We start from the raw sequence: 17,688 nt of genomic DNA on the forward strand, positions 1-17,688 counted from the left end.
AGGCTCTCCGAAAACTCGGAAAGCCTGATTTTATGCTACTTCTAGCTTCCTCACCTTTTCATTTTAAGGTTCGGGATAAAAAGGTTCACTGAACCTTTTTATTTTGCGATTGGGTAAACAGAAACTTGTTTTTTATCGCGTCCTTTACGTTCAAAGCGTACTACGCCTTCAACTTTAGCGAACAAAGTATCGTCTCCACCACGTCCAACGTTTACACCTGGGTAGATGTGTGTACCACGTTGACGGTAAAGGATTGATCCACCTGTTACAGTTTGTCCATCAGCTGCTTTAGCTCCAAGACGTTTCGCTTGTGAATCACGTCCGTTTGATGTAGAACCTCCACCTTTTTTGTGGGCGAAAAGTTGCAAGTTGTTAAGAGTCATTTTTAACATAATGTTTTCCTCCGTGTTAGTTTTCTGTGATAACTCTGGTTTGGACGAACTCAGAAGAGTTCTCCGATAAGTTTGCCATACCTAAGAAAAATGATTCGAAGAATAACTGGGTCATTTCTCTCTGGTGCGAAGGAAGATCCGCTGGTATTTCAACCTTTAGATAGCCGCCTTCATCTTCGTTTAATTCTAAGATTGGTTCATAGCCTGCAAATTTCTCAATGGAATTGATAAAGTTAATGGCAAGCGTAGAAACCGATGCACACACGACATCTAAGCCGTATTCGCCACTTTCGGCGTGTCCAGTAATTTCCGCACTCCTCAGCTCGCCATCTTCGGCTCTCTCAAAGACTGCTTGTATCATGTGTTCTCCTTAAAAATTAAGCGTTGATCGCGTTGATGACAACTTTTGTATATGGTTGACGGTGACCTTGTTTGCGGTGGCTACCTTTTTTAGGTTTGTACTTGTAAGTAACAACTTTCTTTTGTTTTCCTTGTTTTTCAACAGTTCCAACTACAGTAGCTCCAGCAACAAGTGGAGTTCCGACAACAGTGTTTTCACCACCAACAAGAACAACTTCGTTAAAAGTAACTTCTTGACCAGCTTCAACGTTCAATTTTTCAACGTAAACTGCTTGACCAACTTCAACTTTAACTTGTTTTCCGCCAGTTTTGATAATTGCGTATGTGCTCATTATGCACCTCCTATGATTTTTAGAGTTTCCCCGTATTTTTGTGAAGACTCGCCTAGCATCGTGGGACGAACCACTTAAAAGAAGAGCTCTAAGTATAACAAAGTTTAAATTTTGTATACGATGAGCAACGATGTTCGTGCGGTTGCACAGGACTGTGCATAGTCAACTCTTCGATTATAGCATATCTTCTTTTTTCTTACAAGTAAAATCAATTAAAATTAAGTTTTTTCTCTCCTTTTTTTCTCCAAGAAGCAAAAAGCATGCTGAAGTAAAAGATACTCATCATAAGAGGAACACCTAGAATTGTCTTCTCCTGATAGTAAATCGTCAAATAAGCTGAAAAAACAACTCCGAAGACAAAACTGCTAAGCAAGCTAATAAAAATCAAGCCCTCTCGTAGGAAAGGCGTATGCTTGGTCCGGAAATAATCTCCAAAAGCCAACATGGTACGTTTAATATTCCCCGTCATAAAAGCATTATTATAGGCAATCCCTGATACTTCTCCAAAAGCAGTTGTCACCAGTCCCATACAAAAGGCCAATGGCGGTACGAGATAGATATTGTCAACCGTTTGCGGCACAAAGCCTATAATTAGGGACAGGACTGCAAGAGGAATCAAGGACAAAATCGGCTTTTTAACAATTCGTAGTTTTTCCTTATACAATGTCAGAAAAAAGACACCCATCATAAAGAAAAGCAAGGTCATTACTTTAGCACTAGCATCCGATACATTTTGTTGAATGAGTCCTACAGAAAGAAAAACGACATTCCCAGTCTGTCCAGCCACAAGGGTATTTCCTCGCACGATAAAGGTATAGGCATCTACATATCCTGCACAAAAAGTCAAAAAAAGCGCTAGTCGCTTAGACTGACGTGATATTTTCCTTATTGGTAATAATCTCATTTTCTCCCCCCTTCTCATTTCATCTACTTATCTAAATATTGTACCACTTTCTCCAAGAAATTCGTAGCCCATTTGAAAATTTTTATCATCTGTTGGATAGTCCTTCTTTTCTATGTTATAATGAAGGAAGGATTTGAAGTCGGAAAAGGAGTATTTATGCTTAAATTAGGTGTCATCGGAACAGGGGCTATTAGCCATCACTTCATAGAAGCAGCCCATACCAGCGGAGAATACCAGCTGGTTGCAGTCTATTCTAGAAAACTAGAAACTGCCGCAACCTTTGCTTCTCGCTATGAAAATATCCAACTCTTTGATCAATTAGAAGACTTCTTTAAGTCTTCCTTTGATGTGGTCTATATCGCCAGTCCAAACTCCTTGCATTTTGTTCAAGCCAAGGCCGCCTTGTCTGCTGGCAAGCATGTCATTCTTGAAAAACCAGCTGTCACTCAGCCACAAGAGTGGCTGGATTTGAGACAGACAGCTGAGAAAAATCACTGTTTTATCTTTGAAGCGACTCGTAATTACCACGAGGAAGCTTTTACTACTATTAAGGTTTTTTTGGCAGACAAGCAAATTTGGGGAGCAGATTTCAACTATGCCAAGTATTCTTCCAAGATGCCTGACTTACTCGCTGGAAACACTCCAAATGTCTTTTCAGACCGTTTTGCTGGCGGAGCCCTTATGGACTTGGGAATTTATCCTCTCTATGCTGCCGTTCGCCTCTTTGGAAAGGCTCAAGACGCGATTTATCAAGCTCAACAGCTTGACAATAGCATTGACCTAAATGGAGACGGTATCCTCTTCTACCCTGACTTTCAAGTTCATATCAAAGCTGGGAAAAACATCACTTCCAATCTTCCTTGTGAGATTTACACAGCAGATGGAACCTTGACCCTTAACACGATTGAACATGTCCGCTCAGCTATTTTTAGCGACCACCAAGGAAATCAAGTTCAACTCCCTATCCAACAGGCTCCTCATACGATGACTGAGGAAGTTGCTGCGTTTGCTCAGATGATCCAGCAACCAGACCAGACGATCTACCAGACTTGGCTGGATGATGCAAGCTCTATTCATGAGCTACTCTATACCATGCGCCAGACTGCTGGCATTAGATTTGAGGCAGAAAAATGAAAACCAAACTACCGACTGAATGGCAGGAATTGAGTGACCAACTCGGTTTCCAAGAATTTACCCCCATTCAAACTCAACTATTTGAGCCTATACTTGCTGGAGAAAACCTCCTAGGAGTGAGCCCAACAGGAACTGGTAAGACCCTCGCTTACCTCCTACCAAGCCTTCTCAGACTACAAAAGAAAAAAGCCCAGCAACTCTTGATTCTAGCACCAAATACAGAACTGGCTGGGCAGATTTTTGACGTATGTAAAACGTGGGCTGAAGCTATCGGCTTGACTGCTCAGCTCTTCTTATCAGGTTCCAGTCAAAAACGCCAGATTGAACGCCTTAAAAAAGGACCAGAAATTCTCATCGGAACTCCTGGCCGTATCTTTGAGTTGATTAAATTGAAAAAAATCAAGATGATGAATGTGGAAACCCTCATCCTGGATGAATTTGACCAATTGCTCGATGATTCTCAGATTCACTTTGTCGAGAAAATCACCCACTACGCACCTCGTGACCATCAACTCATCTACATGAGTGCTACGACCAAGTTTGACCAAGAAAAGATTGCTCCAAACACGCGCACCATTGATCTTTCTGACCAAAAGTTGGACAACATCCAACACTTCTACATGCAGGTGGACCAACGTCACCGAGTGGATATGCTACGAAAACTGGCTCATGTAGAGGATTTTCGTGGTCTGGTCTTCTTTAATAGTTTGTCAGACCTTGGAAGTGCAGAAGAAAAACTACAGTATCGAGATGTCTTAGCTGTTTCCCTTGCTAGCGATGTCAATGTTAAATTTCGAAAAGTCATCTTAGAAAAGTTTAAAGACAAACAGCTAACCCTGCTCCTTGCAACTGACCTTCTGGCTCGTGGTATTGACATTGATAGCTTGGAATGTGTTGTCAACTTCGACGTCCCTAGAGATATGGAAACCTATACCCACCGTGCTGGCCGTACAGGTCGCATGGGTAAAGAAGGCTATGTTATCACTCTGGTAACCCATCCTGAAGACCTTAAAAAACTCAAGAAATTCGCAAGTGTGCGTGAAATTGTCCTAAAAAATCAAGAACTCTATATAAAATAAGGTTGGCTTCCGCCAACCTTTTTCTTATCCCCAAGTAATTTCTAATTGATAGCTGGCAAAGGGATGTCCCTCTTGATTTTGCATTTGATAGGCTAGCTCAATCTTTTGCCCATCCAGTTTGTAGTGATTCGTTTGAATGATAAACTCTTGCATCCCCATCGGAGTAGGAATATAGGCCAAGCTATCACTATCTTTTAGAAAACGCATGATAGCCTTCGGACTCGAGAAACGGGTCATCACTAGTTCTTCTTCATGAAACTTGAGAACAACTTTTTCCTTTTCCTCATTATAAAAGAGTAAATAGGTAAAATCTCCTTTTTCACGCACTTCCACGTTATAGAGCTGGTCAATCACTTCCAACTGTTCATCAAACTGAATCGTATTTCGCATCCGAATCTTCACATCAGGTCCTCTTTCTTGTCTCTTGTCCTACTATTTTACCAAAAACTCTAGCTTTTTGCTATAATGGTCATATGAACGAAAAAGTATTCCGTGACCCTGTTCACAACTATATCCATGTAAACAACCAGGTCATCTATGACTTGATCAATACAAAAGAATTTCAACGTCTGCGTCGTATCAAACAGCTAGGGACTTCCAGCTATACTTTCCATGGTGGAGAACACAGTCGCTTTTCCCACTGTCTAGGAGTCTATGAGATCGCTCGTCGTATCACGGAGATTTTTGAAGAAAAATATCCTGAAGAATGGGATCCTGCTGAATCTCTCTTGACCATGACCGCTGCGCTCCTTCATGACCTCGGGCATGGTGCCTATTCCCATACTTTTGAGCATCTCTTTGATACAGATCATGAAGCCATTACCCAGGAAATCATCCAAAGTCCTGAGACAGAGATTCACAAAGTCCTGCTACAAGTGGCACCTGATTTCCCCAAAAAGGTGGCTAGCGTCATCGACCATACCTATCCTAACAAGCAGGTCGTACAGCTCATTTCTAGTCAGATTGATGCGGACCGTATGGACTATCTCTTGCGCGACTCCTATTTTACAGGAGCATCTTATGGGGAATTTGACCTGACACGGATCCTCCGAGTGATTCGCCCAGTCGAAAATGGGATCGCCTTTCAGCGCAATGGCATGCACGCTATTGAAGACTATGTCCTCAGTCGCTACCAGATGTATATGCAGGTTTATTTCCACCCAGCAACTCGGGCCATGGAAGTTCTCCTACAGAATCTCCTCAAACGTGCCAAGGAACTCTACCCTGAGGACAAAGATTTCTTTGCACGAACTTCTCCACATCTCCTCCCTTTTTTCGAGAAGAAAGTCACTCTAGCTGACTATCTAGCTCTGGATGATGGCGTGATGAATACCTACTTCCAGCTCTGGATGACTAGTCCTGATAAGATACTAGCAGACCTGTCGCAACGCTTTGTCAACCGCAAGGTCTTTAAATCCATTACTTTTTCACAAGAAGACCAAGACCAACTCGCAACCATGAGACAACTGGTTGAAGAAATCGGTTTTGATCCAGACTACTATACTGCTATTCATAAGAACTTTGACCTCCCTTATGATATCTATCGACCCGAATCTGAAAATCCAAGGACACAGATTGAGATTTTACAAAAAAATGGTGAACTGGCAGAACTCTCTAGCCTGTCTCCTATCGTTCAATCCCTTGCTGGCAGCCACCATGGAGACAATCGTTTCTATTTCCCGAAAGAAATGTTAGATCAAAATAGCATCTTCGCAAGTATTACCCAGCAATTTTTACACTTGATTGAGAACGATCATTTTACCCCAAATAAGAAAGAATAGAGGAAATTTATGAGTATTAAACTAATCGCCGTCGATATCGATGGTACCCTGGTTAACAGTAAAAAGGAAATCACTCCGGAAGTCTTTTCTGCCATCCAAGATGCCAAACAAGCTGGCGTCAAGGTCGTCATTGCAACGGGTCGCCCTATCGCAGGTGTTGCCAAACTTCTGGACGACTTGCAGTTGAGAGACGAGGGTGACTATGTGGTGACCTTCAACGGTGCCCTTGTCCAAGAGACTGCTACTGGCCATGAGATTATCAGTGAATCCTTGACTTATGAGGATTATCTGGATATGGAATTTCTCAGTCGCAAGCTCGGTGTTCACATGCACGCTATTACCAAGGACGGTATCTATACTGCCAATCGCAATATCGGAAAATACACAGTGCACGAATCAACCCTCGTCAGCATGCCTATTTTCTACCGCACTCCAGAAGAAATGGCTGACAAGGAAATCGTCAAATGTATGTTTATCGATGAACCAGAAATTCTCGATGCTGCAATTGAAAAGATACCAGCGGAATTTTACGAACGCTACTCCATCAACAAGTCTGCTCCTTTCTACCTCGAACTCCTTAAAAAGAATGTGGACAAGGGTTCAGCCATTACTCACTTAGCTGAAAAACTCGGATTGACCAAAGATCAAACCATGGCTATCGGGGACGAAGAAAATGACCGCGCCATGCTGGAAGTCGTGGGTAATCCCGTTGTTATGGAAAATGGAAATCCAGAACTCAAAAAAATCGCCAAATACATTACCAAAACAAATGACGAATCTGGCGTAGCCCATGCCATCCGTACGTGGGTGCTGTAAAGTATGATAAAATACGAAAACCGCTCAGCTGAGCGGTTTTTGATATCTAATTACTGCCCCCCATCGATAACGAAGTAACCACTCTTAGCGTCATCTGAATAAACATCATCAACTACCTTAGTAGACCATGTCTTCACTTCGTTTCCACTCTTAGCCTCTACTACAATATCTCCACGACATCCATAGGGGATATAAAAGTGCAAGAAACGTCCCTTATCTTCAGTTTTAGATACAGTTCTTTCCTCAGCTAAGAAGTTAGTATTTTGCTTTTCTCCATTTAAACTAACTGTCCATTCGATTTCGCTAGTACTAGGCAGATCTAATACTTTAATATTTACTTCGTATCCATTATTAATCTTACTGACTTTCCCATTCTCGTATCGAATACCGCCCTTGATAACCCATTCTTCTTTAAGCTCAAATGCCTTTCCTGAATGAGGGAAAGCTAGTAAAGCTAAACCTGCTAGAGACAAACTAAATAGTGTAATTTTTTTTGATACTTTCATTTTATTTCCTCCTTATTTCTTGAATAAAACAAATTGACTGTTATCTGGATAAACTTCAATATGCTGTTTAGAATTTTGTTTCAAAACTTGTTCACGAGAGTATGTATACAATTCATTTAACGTGATTCTGTGATTATAATTTTGATCTGCTGCTAAATATGCTTGTGAATTCTGTAGAGGATTCCATCCTGAACCTAAAGACCAATATTTAGTCGCTAAACTTAATGATCCACCACTAGAATATTCCGAACCTCTTGATGAGCATAATACTAAAAATTTAGAGCTTATTAAACTTATCAAGCGTAATGCCTTGGGCTTTCGGAACTTTGAAAACTTTAAGAAACGAATTTTCATCGCTCTGAATATAAAAATGGAGAGAAGGACGATCGTCCTCTCCAGATGTTAGCTTTTTTCAACCCACTACAGTTGACAAACATACTAAGATTAGTAGTGAAGAAATTTCCGACGGGAGAGAGTATTCACTACTTTTTCTTTATGTTAAAGTAGTGGTGTCTTGTAAAGTCGTAGGGCTCTATGGCGCTAGACGTCGCTTGACAAACTGGCAAAACACCTTGTTTTAGGTGGAGTTTGATCAAAGTATGTGGGACGCTAAACGTCGCGTATTGAAAATAAAATCACTAAAACATGGAATTATTCAAGACAAAAGAGGTAATGTCATGCGTGCAGTATTTGGAATTGATGTCAGCAAAACAAGTTCTGAGGTGGCAATTTTAGTCAACGGTGAGAAGGTTCATGGCTACACCATACTCAATGATGCCTTTGGTTTCAATCGCCTATTGGGCGACTTGAAAACAGTTCATAACCCTGAGATTATATTTGAGGCCACAGGCGTCTATTCTCGACGTCTTCAGGCCTTTCTTGAGGAATGCGGTTACGCTTATACACGGCTAAATCCACTGGAAGCTAAGAAGCAATTAGACAGTCTGCGAGTTCGTAAAACAGATAAAATTGACGCTGAAAAGTTGGCTAAATCTCAGCTTGTGCACAATCGTAAACCAACTTACGTTCAGGAAGAAGTTTATCAACACCTGCGTGATTTAAGCCGTTTCTATCAAAATATGACTGAAGATCTTGTTCGAGCTAAAAACCGTCTGCACAAGGTTCTACAAGTCACCTTTCCTGAATTGGAAAATCTCTTATCTACACCAACTGGATAGCAATATTGGAACTTAGTGATGGCTTTTCCATGTAAAGAGTTTGTATTAAGCCTATCTCAAAGTGACTTGTATGAGATTATCCGTCAATCTACCTCCAAACGCATCTCTGAAAAGCGTATTGCTTACCTGACTGATAAACTTATAAAACTCGCTAAACAATCTTTTTGTGCGGTCAAGAAAATCTCCCCAATGCTTGAAGAGGTTCGTTACTATGCTCAAGAATTGCTTCGTCTTTCTGAACGCAGACAAGTTGTCTTAAACGACATGGTAGCTCTAGCTCAGCCTTTACAAGAGTATGACATCTTACGGTCAATTCCTGGCATCGCAGAAACCACAGCGACATCTATCATTGGCGAATTAGGAGATATTCGGCGCTTTCAGTCTACTAATCAAATCAACGCTTTTATTGGCATTGACCTAAGACACTATGAATCTGGGAACTTTCTCGCTAAGGAACACATCACTAAACGAGGTAATCCCTATGCCAGAAAAATCTTGTTCAAGTGCATTCACAACATCGCTTCAGCTAGTCATACCAATCCCTGTCATATCGCTGACTTTTATGAGAATCGAAAAAGACAATCGACAATAGCTTCAACTAAGCCACATACGATTGCCTCTATACATCGTCTCATCAGAACAATGTATTACCTCATTACGCATAACAAACTTTACGATTATTCTTTGACCCAAAATCGATAAGGCTGTCTATGCCGTATTATTGTAACACCTTGTTTTAAAAAATACCAGATGAGGTGTTTTTTAGCATGCCCTTTTATAGATCAAAAAGTGTTAAAAATAAGACAGTAACCTCAGAATAGCTACTGTCTTATCTCTTTTTTTAATTAAAGCCTTGATAGACTTGACAAATGGTAGAAAATAAGCGATATCTGATTTCTTCCAAAGCCATAATAACAAAGGGACAAGCAAGTAAATAGAGCCAATCATCAAGTCCAATTGGGGCTGTGTTAAATAGCGTGTGGAAGAGCGGTAGATAAGATAGGATAATAAAGAGAACAATTTCTAGAACAATTCCTAAGCTAATAATCCTATTAGCAAAAAGTTTAACTTGGAATATAGAGCCCCTACCCTTACGGCTATTCATGGCCATACCAATCTGAGTAAAGATAATCGCTCCCAAAGTCATGGTGGTTGCCTCTCGATAGAGGGGACCTGAGCTAGCCAGATGGTTCAAATTTCCTTGATTTACCCAATAATTAAGGAAGAAAGCACCCATAGCCAAGGTTGCTTCAATCAATCCATACCAGACAAAAGCTTTAAGCAATAGTTGGCGATTAAGTAAGCGGTCCGATAAACGTCTTGGTGGCTTGTCCATCACTCCTTCTTCAGGTGGTTCAACCCCCAATCCCAAAGCAGGTACCATATCTGTTCCTAAGTCAATAGCTAGGATTTGCATAACGGTTAAAGGAAGAGGAATGCGCCCCAAAGAGAACAAGAAGAAGGCAGATGGTACAGCTTCCGGTGTATTGGAATTAAAAATATAGGTCAGGAATTTTTGAATATTTCGATAAACAGCACGTCCCTCTTCAACAGCATGGACAATAGAAGCAAAGTGATCATCCGTTAAAATCATATCGGCAGATTCCTTGGCGACGTCAGTTCCGGATATTCCCATAGCTACCCCGATATCAGCCTTTTTCAGAGCAGGGGCATCATTTACTCCATCACCAGTAACAGCAACAACTTCACCAAGTTCCTGAAGTGCATTGACTACACGATATTTTTGTTCAGGGGCTACACGGGCAAAAACAATCTCGCCTTTAAGCGCTTCTTTAAGCTGATCGTCATCCATGTCAGCCAGTTCAAGTCCTGAAACAACACGCGCATCATCACCCTGCACAATTCCGATTTTCTTGGCAATACTAAGAGCCGTCAAGCCATAGTCACCTGTAACCATGATAATACGAATATTAGCTCGGTGACATTTTGCAATAGCTTCACGTACACCCTGACGTGGGGGATCACTCATGGCAACAAGACCCAGAAAAACCATATTTTCTTCCAAAGTCTGCATATCCCACTTGTCTTCTCCAATATGATCACTTTCTAAGGGTCTATAAGCCACAGCTAAAACACGCAAGCCGTCACGAGCAAATTTATCGTTAGCAGCAAGAATAGCCTGACGTTCTGCAGCAGTCATAGATTTGATTGCCCCTTGACCATCATAATAGTCTGAGCAAAGTTCCATCACTTCTTTAGGCGCACCCTTAGTGATGGAAATATGGTGACTGCCATCTAGACCTTTTTCGAGACTATGTACCGTTGTCATTCGTTTACGATCAGAATCAAAGGGAATTTCTTTGATACGAGGAGCCCAAGCGTGATTTTCATTTAAATTAATCCCTGCTTTTTCGGCTAAAACATTAAGACAAGCCTCAGTCGGATCACCTAAAATCGTATAATTGGGATTATCAGCACTAGCTTCCACAACCTGTGCATTACTAGCCAAATGAGAAAAGCGAACCAAACGATTCACGAGGTCATTCTCCTTCAGAGAAACAGGGCGGCCATCCTTCTCAATATGCCCTTCTGGTGCATAACCTAGTCCAGTTACCTCATAATTACCTGACAAGGTCCATAAATGATTAACTGTCATGGCGTTTTGAGTTAGGGTCCCTGTTTTATCTGAGCAAATAACAGAGGTCGCTCCAAGAGTCTCAACCGAAGACAACTTCTTAACCAAAGCATGATCCTTAGCCATGCGCTGAACGGCCATGGCTAGAGATAGGGTAACCGTGGGAAGAAGCCCCTCAGGAATAAAGGCAACAATCATACCCAGGGCAAAGATAAAGGCTTGAGACAAAGGTTGGTGAACAAATAGGGTTGCTGCAACCACAAAGAAGAGACCAACAGAGACTGCAATTACTGAAATTTGCTTGGTCAAATGATCTAATTCTTTCTGAAGAGGGCTTTTTTCCTGAGTAAGGTTTTGTGTCAAATCTGCAATTTGTCCAAACTCTGTTTCCATTCCGATAGCAGATACTATAAAACACCCAGACCCAGAAGAAACTGTAGTTCCAGCAAACACCATATTGTCATATTCTAACTCGGTTTTTTCAGGATCTAAATCCGCTTGGTCTGACTTGTAAATAGGGTTAGACTCACCAGTAAGAGCAGACTGATTAACCCGCAAATCTGTCACGGCAATCAAGCGTCCATCTGCAGAAATACGGTCTCCTTCTTCAATGAAAACCAAGTCCCCTGGCACCAAGTCCTGAGCAAGAATCTTATCTTCCTTCCCATCCCGAAGAACCCGTGTGTAAGATGGAAGAAGCTTATTAAGGGCTGCCGTAGCCTGACTTGCTCTATATTCTTGAATAAAACTAAAGAGACCATTAATAATGTTGACCAACCAGATAGCAATCCCCAACTCTAGACTATGAGAAAGCATAGCGATAAAGCCACCAACCCACAATAAGAGGGCCATGAGACTGGTAAAATGTCTGACAAAAGTCAACCAAATAGGTTCTTGTTTACTCTCCTTTAATTGGTTAGGCCCGTAAGTCGCCTGCCTTTTCTGGACTTCTTGTGAGTTTAAGCCTTGAGGACTTGTTTGCAACACCTGATAAACCTGATCAGGGGCACAGGTCCCTAATTTAGCACCTTTCTGACTAGAATTACTCATAATCCTTTCCTCGATTCTAAATCATTAAAACGATTTTATATTTTCGCCCCTATTATACTCCTTTTTCAAAAAAGGTAAAAGAAAAGGGCTCTATAATTTCTGTAGTGGGTAAAACCACCATAGGGATTATGGAGCCTATTTTGCTGTAGAAAACATACTAAGATTAGTAGTGAAGAAATTTCCGACGGGAGAGAGTATTCACTACTTTTTCTTTATGTTAAAGTAGTGGTGTCTTGTAAAGTCGTAGGGCTCTATGGCGCTAGACGTCGCTTGACAAACTGGCAAAACACCTTGTTTTAGGTGGAAGTGAAGTTCTAAAGGATGAGTTCGAGAAAATGTGCACTTAATTTGATAATTCAAGGATTTGTACTTGCTTTCTGAGTTCATAGATCTGAACCTTAACCTCATTTGTCAATTCCATAATCAATAAAAATAAGGACATTCCAATAAAGGAAGTCCTTTTTTAACACTACTATAAATCAAAGACATTTTCATGATCCATTTTATTCTATAGTCATTGACCAAAGTATAATTTTTGGTCAAAATTTGGTCATGATTTGGTCAAAAAGACAAAAAATACTTAATTATTTTTAAAAATGAACTTGTGATGATTGCCTTTAAATAAACACTTTGAATTTTCTTTGTATTTGTTTACATTTCTAAAAATGCCCCCTGCCGGAATCGAACCAGCAACTACTCCTTAGGAGGGAGTTGTTATATCCATTGAACTAAGGGAGCTAGAGAAAAACTCTGCTGAATAAGCAGAGTTTTTTTGTCGAATTAACGACGGATTTCTTTGATACGAGCTGCTTTACCTTGAAGAGCACGCAAGTAGTACAATTTCGCACGACGTACTTTACCGTAACGAACAACTTCGATTTTTTCAACACGTGGAGTGTGGATTGGGAAGATACGCTCAACACCTACACCGTTAGAGATTTTACGAACTGTGTAGTTTTCTGAGATGCCAGCACCTTTACGTGCGATAACAACACCTTCAAAGATCTGGATACGTTCACGGTTACCTTCGACAACTTTCGCGTGTACACGAACAGTGTCACCAGGACGGAATGATGGGATATCTGTACGAAGTTGACCTTCAGTCAAGCTTTGGATTAATGGATTCATTTTATTCTCCTATCTTTGTCAATCTTGAGGAACCTTCCTCAGCGGATAAACTGTATTTTTGTGCGTCCATTACACACAGGATATAGTTTACCAAATTTCTACCTAAAAGTAAAGAAATTTATAGCAGAATTCCTAAAAAAATCGCCACTAAGCCGCCTATGTAAGTTATGACTAAATAGCTATAAAATACCTTCTTGTCACTTAACAGTCTTTGCAGCTCGTCATTCAAGGTTGAAAAGGTCGTCAAACCTCCACAAAAACCTGTCGCTAGGATAGCATAGACTTCCTTAGACTCCACATGATTGTAGAGCAAGCCAATCAAAAAACAACCGAGAAGATTGGCTATAAGAGTTCCTAGTGGCAATTTAGAAGCTTGATTATAGCGTGAAAAGAAATAACGTACCAGGGCTCCGAACCCGCAGGCGATTGCAAGATAAACGATTACCATTTCTTCCTCCCTAGAACATAAGCCAAAAGTAGACCTCCACCAATGCTCAAAAGTAGGTAGATGCCTAAACTAAGATAACGCCCGGTATCAAGAAGTTTCACAGCATCAAGCATTAGACTAGAAAAGGTTGTTAAACCTCCGCAAAAACCTGTCCCCAGCACCAAAACCAAGCCTTTACTAGTTCCCTTATAGACCAGATAGCCTTTCACCAGATAGACCAGGCAGAAAATACCCAGATAGTTGACAAGGAGGGTGCCCCAAGGAAAGTCTGGACTGGCTGGTAACCAAGTGGAAATGAGATAGCGGACAAGGCCTCCCACCATTGCAGCCAGAAAAATTCCTAGCGGATAGAATTGTTCTTTTTCCATTTGATGTTTTGATCCTGATAATCACGCGAATGTTTGAGAATGTCTGAAAAAGTCGCAACAATGGTCTCCTGATAGCGCTTGTCCTCTACACGACTTCTAACCTTTTCAAAAATAACCGCTTCTCTCTTAGAATCTAAGATTGGCTTACCAGATGATTTTTTATAATCGACAACCTCTTCAACTAAATGCATCCGTTCTTCTAGGAGCTTGACGATTTGATTGTCAATTTGATCAATTTCTTGCCGAATAATATCTAAGTTCATACAGTCTCCTCCTTTATTTGAATTATTGTATCAAAAAGCTTCTAAATAGGCTAGTAAAATCACAAAAAAACTAATAAAAAAACGCACTAACTTCTTCCAGTCAGCGCAGTTTGCTTCTTATCCTACTTTTGCAGCCAATTCTTCTGCGAATTGTTCCAAACGTTCGATGTCTTCTTCTTCGGCAGAAAGGTCTACTTTAACACACTCTGAACCTTTTTCTGCTCCTGTCGCTACAAAAACGCGATCAAAGTCATCGACAGCCTTACAGAATTCATCGTAGAAAGTATCTCCTGAACCGACCACTCCGTAGATTTTGCCATTCAAGTTGAGATCTGCTAGGTCTTCGTAAAAGTCCATCATCTCATCTGGCAATTCTCCGTCTCCATAAGTATAAGTCGCAACGATCGCGATGTCCGCTTCCAAGAAGTCTGAAGCGTCAACAGTTGTACATTCATCAACATCGACATCCAAGCCCAAGTCACGTAATTTGTCTGCTACAATATCTGCAATTTCTTCGGTATTACCGGTCATACTGGCAAATACAATTTTTGCTAATGCCATATCGTCCTCCTCAATTTATCTTTCTCCATTATATCATATCTTTTTCATTTTAAAAATAAAAATTCTTGTGCTACAATGAAATGAGAAAGAATTGAGGTTATTTATGGAAATTTACCAGCAAATTTTAGAGAAAATCAAAGAATACGATACCATTATCATTCACCGTCATATGAAACCAGATCCAGATGCCTTAGGGAGTCAGGTAGGTTTGAAAGCTCTTCTCACTCACCATTTTCCAGAAAAGACCATCAAAGCAGTCGGTTTTAACGAACCAACTCTAACTTGGATGGCGGAAATGGATACTGTCCAAGGCAGTGACTACCAAGGAGCTCTTGCTATTATTTGTGATACAGCGAATCGCCCTCGTATCGATGATAAACGCTATGAACAAGCTGCTTTCACCATCAAAATCGATCACCATCCAAATGATGATGTTTATGGTGACCTATCTTGGGTGGATACAAGTTCAAGCAGTGCCAGTGAGATGATTGCCCTATTTGCTCAAGAAAATCAGCTAGCTTTATCTAGTGAAGCGGCACGACTTCTCTATGCAGGAATTGTCGGGGACACGGGCCGTTTTCTCTACCCGTCAACTAGTGCCCGTACCTTTAGAATAGCTGGCCAGCTCCGAGAAGTTAATTTTGACTTTGCTGGATTGTCTCGTCAAATGGATACCATGAGCTTCAAGATTGCAAAACTGCAAGGGTATGTTTATGATCACTTAGAAGTTGATGAGAATGGGGCTGCACGCGTTCTACTTACTCAAGAAATCCTGAAAGAATATAAGGTTACGGATGCTGAAACAGCTGCAATTGTCGGAGCACCTGGCCGAATTGATACTGTTAAGGCTTGGGCTATCTTTGTTGAGCAAGCTGATGGCCACTTCCGCGTGCGTATGCGCAGTAAAATAACCCCTATCAATGAAATTGCCAAAGAGCACGACGGAGGAGGACATCCATTAGCTAGTGGCGCCAATTCCTATAGTCTAGAAGAAAACGAAATCATCTACCAAAAGTTAAAAAACTTACTTAAAAACTGATAAAATACTTGCCAAACTTTTCAGAATCTGATAGACTAGTAAGGTAACAATCTATGGCTCGCAAAGAGACCATGGCAGAAAGGAAATATTGCAAAATGAAAAAAGATATCCATCCAGAATATCGCCCAGTTGTCTTCATGGACACAACTACTGGTTACAAATTCCTTAGCGGTTCAACTAAACGCTCTAACGAAACTGTTGAGTTCGAAGGCGAAACTTACCCATTGATCCGTGTGGAAATTTCATCAGACTCACACCCATTCTACACTGGACGTCAAAAGTTCACTCAAGCAGATGGACGCGTGGATCGTTTCAACAAAAAATACGGTCTCAAATAATCATAAAAAGAACAGTTTCATCTGTTCTTTTTTTGTACTTATTTTTATGAACCAACCACTACTATTATCTCAGTATCAAGCTTCAAGCTAGTGCCGAGAACTAATTTGAACAAGTTTAAAAAATATCGAAAAGAAGCTTGATATTGAGAATGGTTAAGATAATGGAAACTGCGTAACCTAGGATTGTGTTCCACTTGGCATTGGTGAATTCTCCCATTAGTGACTTCTTAGAGGTCAGATAAATTAAGGGGAAGATTGAAAACGGAAGAGCGATTGACAGAAAAACCTGTGAATAGACCAATAACTGATCCAAGGTTTTTTCTTGATGTCCAAACAAGACGGCGACTATAATCACAGGTAGCAAGGCAAAAATACGGGTACCAATACGAATAATCCACTGAGGTAATCTTAGATGCAAGAAACCTTCCATGACAATTTGTCCTGTCAAAGTGCCTGTAATGGTCGAATTTTGGCCGCTTGCTAGGAGGGCTAGAGCAAATAAAGTTGACAAGGTTGAGCTGGCTATCACTCCTGCTATTGTCGAATCCTGTAAAGCATTGTACATTTGGGAGAAGGCCGAAATTTCAGATGCATGACCAAAAAAGAGAGAGGCACCTAAAATGAGAAGCAAGGAATTAACAATAAAGGCTAGGGACAACTGAAGATTTGAATCCCAGGTCATAAAGCGAACTGCTTTTCGAACATCCTTCTTATCTTTGTGATTGATTTTCCTTGTTTGGGATAGAGAGGAGTGGAGATAGAGATTATGGGGCATGACTGTCGCACCTACGATACCTAACGCCAAGGTTAATTGACTTTCATGCCCTGGCAAAGGACTTTCAAATAAGGTTGCATTCGGTAGATAACCCTCAACGATTCCTTGGAAGCTTGGATGTGACAAAGCTACCAGATAAGTAAAGATTGCTAAAATCGTTAAAATCAGTGTTGTCACAATAGCTTCAATCTTCTTAAAGCCAAATTTCATCAAAAGCAATAAGAGAAAGACATCTAGAACCGTCAAAAGGATGGCTATCATAATCGGAATCTTAAAGAGAAGATTGAGAGCAATCGCTGAACCTAGAACTTCTGCCAGATCTGTCGCCATCAAGGCTAATTCTAAAATCACCCATAGACTATAACGAAGCCATTTAGGTGAATGATGAGCCGTTGCTTGAGCCAGGTCCATCTGGGTTACAATACCAAGCTTTCCTGCCATCTGCTGAAGTTGCATGGCAATGAGAGATGAAATCAAGATAACAAACAAGAGACTATACTTATAGGAAGCACCACCGACTACACTGGTAATCCAGTTTCCTGGATCCATATAACCAACTGCGACAAGAGCACCCGGACCTAAAAAGGCCTTTAAATTTTGCCAGAAATGATTGTTATTTGGAGTATCGATAGATTGATTA

At 40.8% G+C, this 17,688-nt stretch carries 18 protein-coding genes, 1 tRNA gene, 3 pseudogenes and 1 other annotated feature; of the genes and pseudogenes, 8 read left to right on the top strand and 14 right to left on the bottom strand.

Annotation, left to right across the window (positions count from 1 at the left end; all coding sequences use genetic code 11):
- Positions 1 to 98: 98 nt before the first annotated feature.
- The 4 genes from rpmA to D8847_RS01015 form a co-directional block, all read right to left on the bottom strand.
- Positions 99 to 392 carry a 50S ribosomal protein L27 gene (rpmA, locus tag D8847_RS00995; RefSeq protein WP_000916509.1) on the bottom strand — a complete coding sequence of 98 codons (294 nt, stop codon included), beginning with the start codon at positions 390 to 392 and terminating at the stop codon, positions 99 to 101.
- A gap of 16 nt (positions 393 to 408) precedes the next feature.
- Positions 409 to 753 (bottom strand): ribosomal-processing cysteine protease Prp, encoded by a 345-nt coding sequence (locus D8847_RS01000; protein WP_000613697.1) that lies wholly within the window; start codon positions 751 to 753, stop codon positions 409 to 411.
- Between the two features lie 16 nt (positions 754 to 769).
- A complete protein-coding gene (rplU, locus tag D8847_RS01005) occupies positions 770 to 1,084 on the bottom strand; it encodes a 50S ribosomal protein L21 (RefSeq protein ID WP_000109141.1) in 315 nt (104 codons plus the stop codon).
- 34 nt (positions 1,085 to 1,118) lie between these two features.
- Positions 1,119 to 1,238, bottom strand: a sequence feature (ribosomal protein L21 leader region).
- Between the two features lie 54 nt (positions 1,239 to 1,292).
- Positions 1,293 to 1,988, bottom strand: a complete 696-nt coding sequence (locus D8847_RS01015; protein ID WP_185757899.1) for a YoaK family protein — start codon at positions 1,986 to 1,988, stop codon at positions 1,293 to 1,295.
- Between the two features lie 156 nt (positions 1,989 to 2,144).
- Here D8847_RS01015 and D8847_RS01020 point away from each other — a divergent pair, with 156 nt between their 5' ends.
- Both D8847_RS01020 and D8847_RS01025 read left to right on the top strand, forming a co-directional pair.
- Complete coding sequence (locus D8847_RS01020; RefSeq protein ID WP_125840302.1) at positions 2,145 to 3,122, top strand: Gfo/Idh/MocA family protein; 978 nt, start codon at positions 2,145 to 2,147, stop codon at positions 3,120 to 3,122.
- Positions 3,119 to 4,201, top strand: a complete 1,083-nt coding sequence (locus D8847_RS01025) for a DEAD/DEAH box helicase (protein ID WP_125840303.1) — start codon at positions 3,119 to 3,121, stop codon at positions 4,199 to 4,201. Before D8847_RS01020 ends, D8847_RS01025 begins: the two co-directional genes overlap by 4 nt.
- A 24-nt stretch (positions 4,202 to 4,225) precedes the next feature.
- Here the strand turns inward: D8847_RS01025 and D8847_RS01030 are convergent, their stop codons facing one another.
- On the bottom strand, positions 4,226 to 4,603 hold the full coding sequence (locus D8847_RS01030; RefSeq protein ID WP_125840304.1) for a DUF1934 domain-containing protein: 378 nt from the start codon (positions 4,601 to 4,603) through the stop codon (positions 4,226 to 4,228).
- A 71-nt stretch (positions 4,604 to 4,674) separates the two neighbouring features.
- On the opposite strand from D8847_RS01030, the gene D8847_RS01035 reads away from it, so the two are divergent.
- Together D8847_RS01035 and yidA are read left to right on the top strand one after the other, a co-directional pair.
- Positions 4,675 to 5,982, top strand: coding sequence for an HD domain-containing protein (locus D8847_RS01035; protein WP_125840305.1), 1,308 nt, complete (start codon positions 4,675 to 4,677; stop codon positions 5,980 to 5,982).
- Positions 5,983 to 5,991: 9 nt separating this feature from the next.
- A complete protein-coding gene (yidA, locus tag D8847_RS01040; protein WP_125840306.1) occupies positions 5,992 to 6,798 on the top strand; it encodes a sugar-phosphatase in 807 nt (268 codons plus the stop codon).
- 53 nt (positions 6,799 to 6,851) lie between these two features.
- Here the strand turns inward: yidA and D8847_RS01045 are convergent.
- Positions 6,852 to 7,304, bottom strand: a pseudogene (locus D8847_RS01045) (N-acetylmuramoyl-L-alanine amidase family protein); the annotation flags it as partial.
- Positions 7,305 to 7,587: 283 nt separating this feature from the next.
- Here D8847_RS01045 and D8847_RS10860 point away from each other — a divergent pair.
- Both D8847_RS10860 and D8847_RS01060 read left to right on the top strand, forming a co-directional pair.
- Positions 7,588 to 7,710, top strand: a pseudogene (locus D8847_RS10860) (transposase); the annotation flags it as partial.
- A 271-nt stretch (positions 7,711 to 7,981) separates the two neighbouring features.
- Positions 7,982 to 9,184: pseudogene (locus D8847_RS01060) on the top strand (IS110 family transposase).
- 139 nt (positions 9,185 to 9,323) lie between these two features.
- Here the strand turns inward: D8847_RS01060 and D8847_RS01065 are convergent.
- The 7 genes from D8847_RS01065 to D8847_RS01100 all read right to left on the bottom strand — a co-directional run bounded on the left by D8847_RS01065 (position 9,324) and on the right by D8847_RS01100 (position 14,896).
- On the bottom strand, positions 9,324 to 12,128 hold the full coding sequence (locus D8847_RS01065) for a cation-translocating P-type ATPase (protein ID WP_125840307.1): 2,805 nt from the start codon (positions 12,126 to 12,128) through the stop codon (positions 9,324 to 9,326).
- 666 nt (positions 12,129 to 12,794) lie between these two features.
- Positions 12,795 to 12,866 (bottom strand) — tRNA-Arg (locus D8847_RS01075).
- A gap of 42 nt (positions 12,867 to 12,908) precedes the next feature.
- Entirely contained in the window at positions 12,909 to 13,256 is a 348-nt protein-coding gene (gene rplS / locus D8847_RS01080) for a 50S ribosomal protein L19 (protein ID WP_001068669.1), read from the bottom strand.
- 118 nt (positions 13,257 to 13,374) lie between these two features.
- Complete coding sequence (gene crcB, locus D8847_RS01085) at positions 13,375 to 13,704, bottom strand: fluoride efflux transporter CrcB (RefSeq protein ID WP_125840308.1); 330 nt, start codon at positions 13,702 to 13,704, stop codon at positions 13,375 to 13,377.
- Positions 13,698 to 14,072 carry a fluoride efflux transporter CrcB gene (crcB, locus tag D8847_RS01090; RefSeq protein ID WP_125840309.1) on the bottom strand — a complete coding sequence of 125 codons (375 nt, stop codon included), beginning with the start codon at positions 14,070 to 14,072 and terminating at the stop codon, positions 13,698 to 13,700. The genes crcB (D8847_RS01085) and crcB (D8847_RS01090) overlap by 7 nt, the downstream gene beginning before the upstream one ends.
- Entirely contained in the window at positions 14,045 to 14,335 is a 291-nt protein-coding gene (locus tag D8847_RS01095) for a chorismate mutase (protein ID WP_125840310.1), read from the bottom strand. Before D8847_RS01095 ends, crcB (D8847_RS01090) begins: the two co-directional genes overlap by 28 nt.
- Positions 14,336 to 14,452: 117 nt before the next feature.
- Positions 14,453 to 14,896 (bottom strand): flavodoxin, encoded by a 444-nt coding sequence (locus D8847_RS01100; RefSeq protein ID WP_001162125.1) that lies wholly within the window; start codon positions 14,894 to 14,896, stop codon positions 14,453 to 14,455.
- Between the two features lie 103 nt (positions 14,897 to 14,999).
- Between D8847_RS01100 and D8847_RS01105 the strand changes: the two genes are divergently transcribed.
- Both D8847_RS01105 and D8847_RS01110 read left to right on the top strand, forming a co-directional pair.
- Positions 15,000 to 15,935 (top strand): DHH family phosphoesterase, encoded by a 936-nt coding sequence (locus D8847_RS01105; protein ID WP_125840311.1) that lies wholly within the window; start codon positions 15,000 to 15,002, stop codon positions 15,933 to 15,935.
- 95 nt (positions 15,936 to 16,030) lie between these two features.
- Complete coding sequence (locus D8847_RS01110) at positions 16,031 to 16,273, top strand: type B 50S ribosomal protein L31 (protein WP_000710762.1); 243 nt, start codon at positions 16,031 to 16,033, stop codon at positions 16,271 to 16,273.
- A gap of 115 nt (positions 16,274 to 16,388) precedes the next feature.
- Here D8847_RS01110 and D8847_RS01115 read toward each other — a convergent pair.
- A partial coding sequence (locus D8847_RS01115; protein WP_142999088.1) for an Nramp family divalent metal transporter occupies positions 16,389 to 17,688 on the bottom strand: 1,300 nt, incomplete at its 5' end.

This window comes from Streptococcus mitis (genome assembly GCF_003942795.1).
Taxonomy (GTDB): Bacteria; Bacillota; Bacilli; order Lactobacillales; family Streptococcaceae; genus Streptococcus; species Streptococcus mitis_BJ.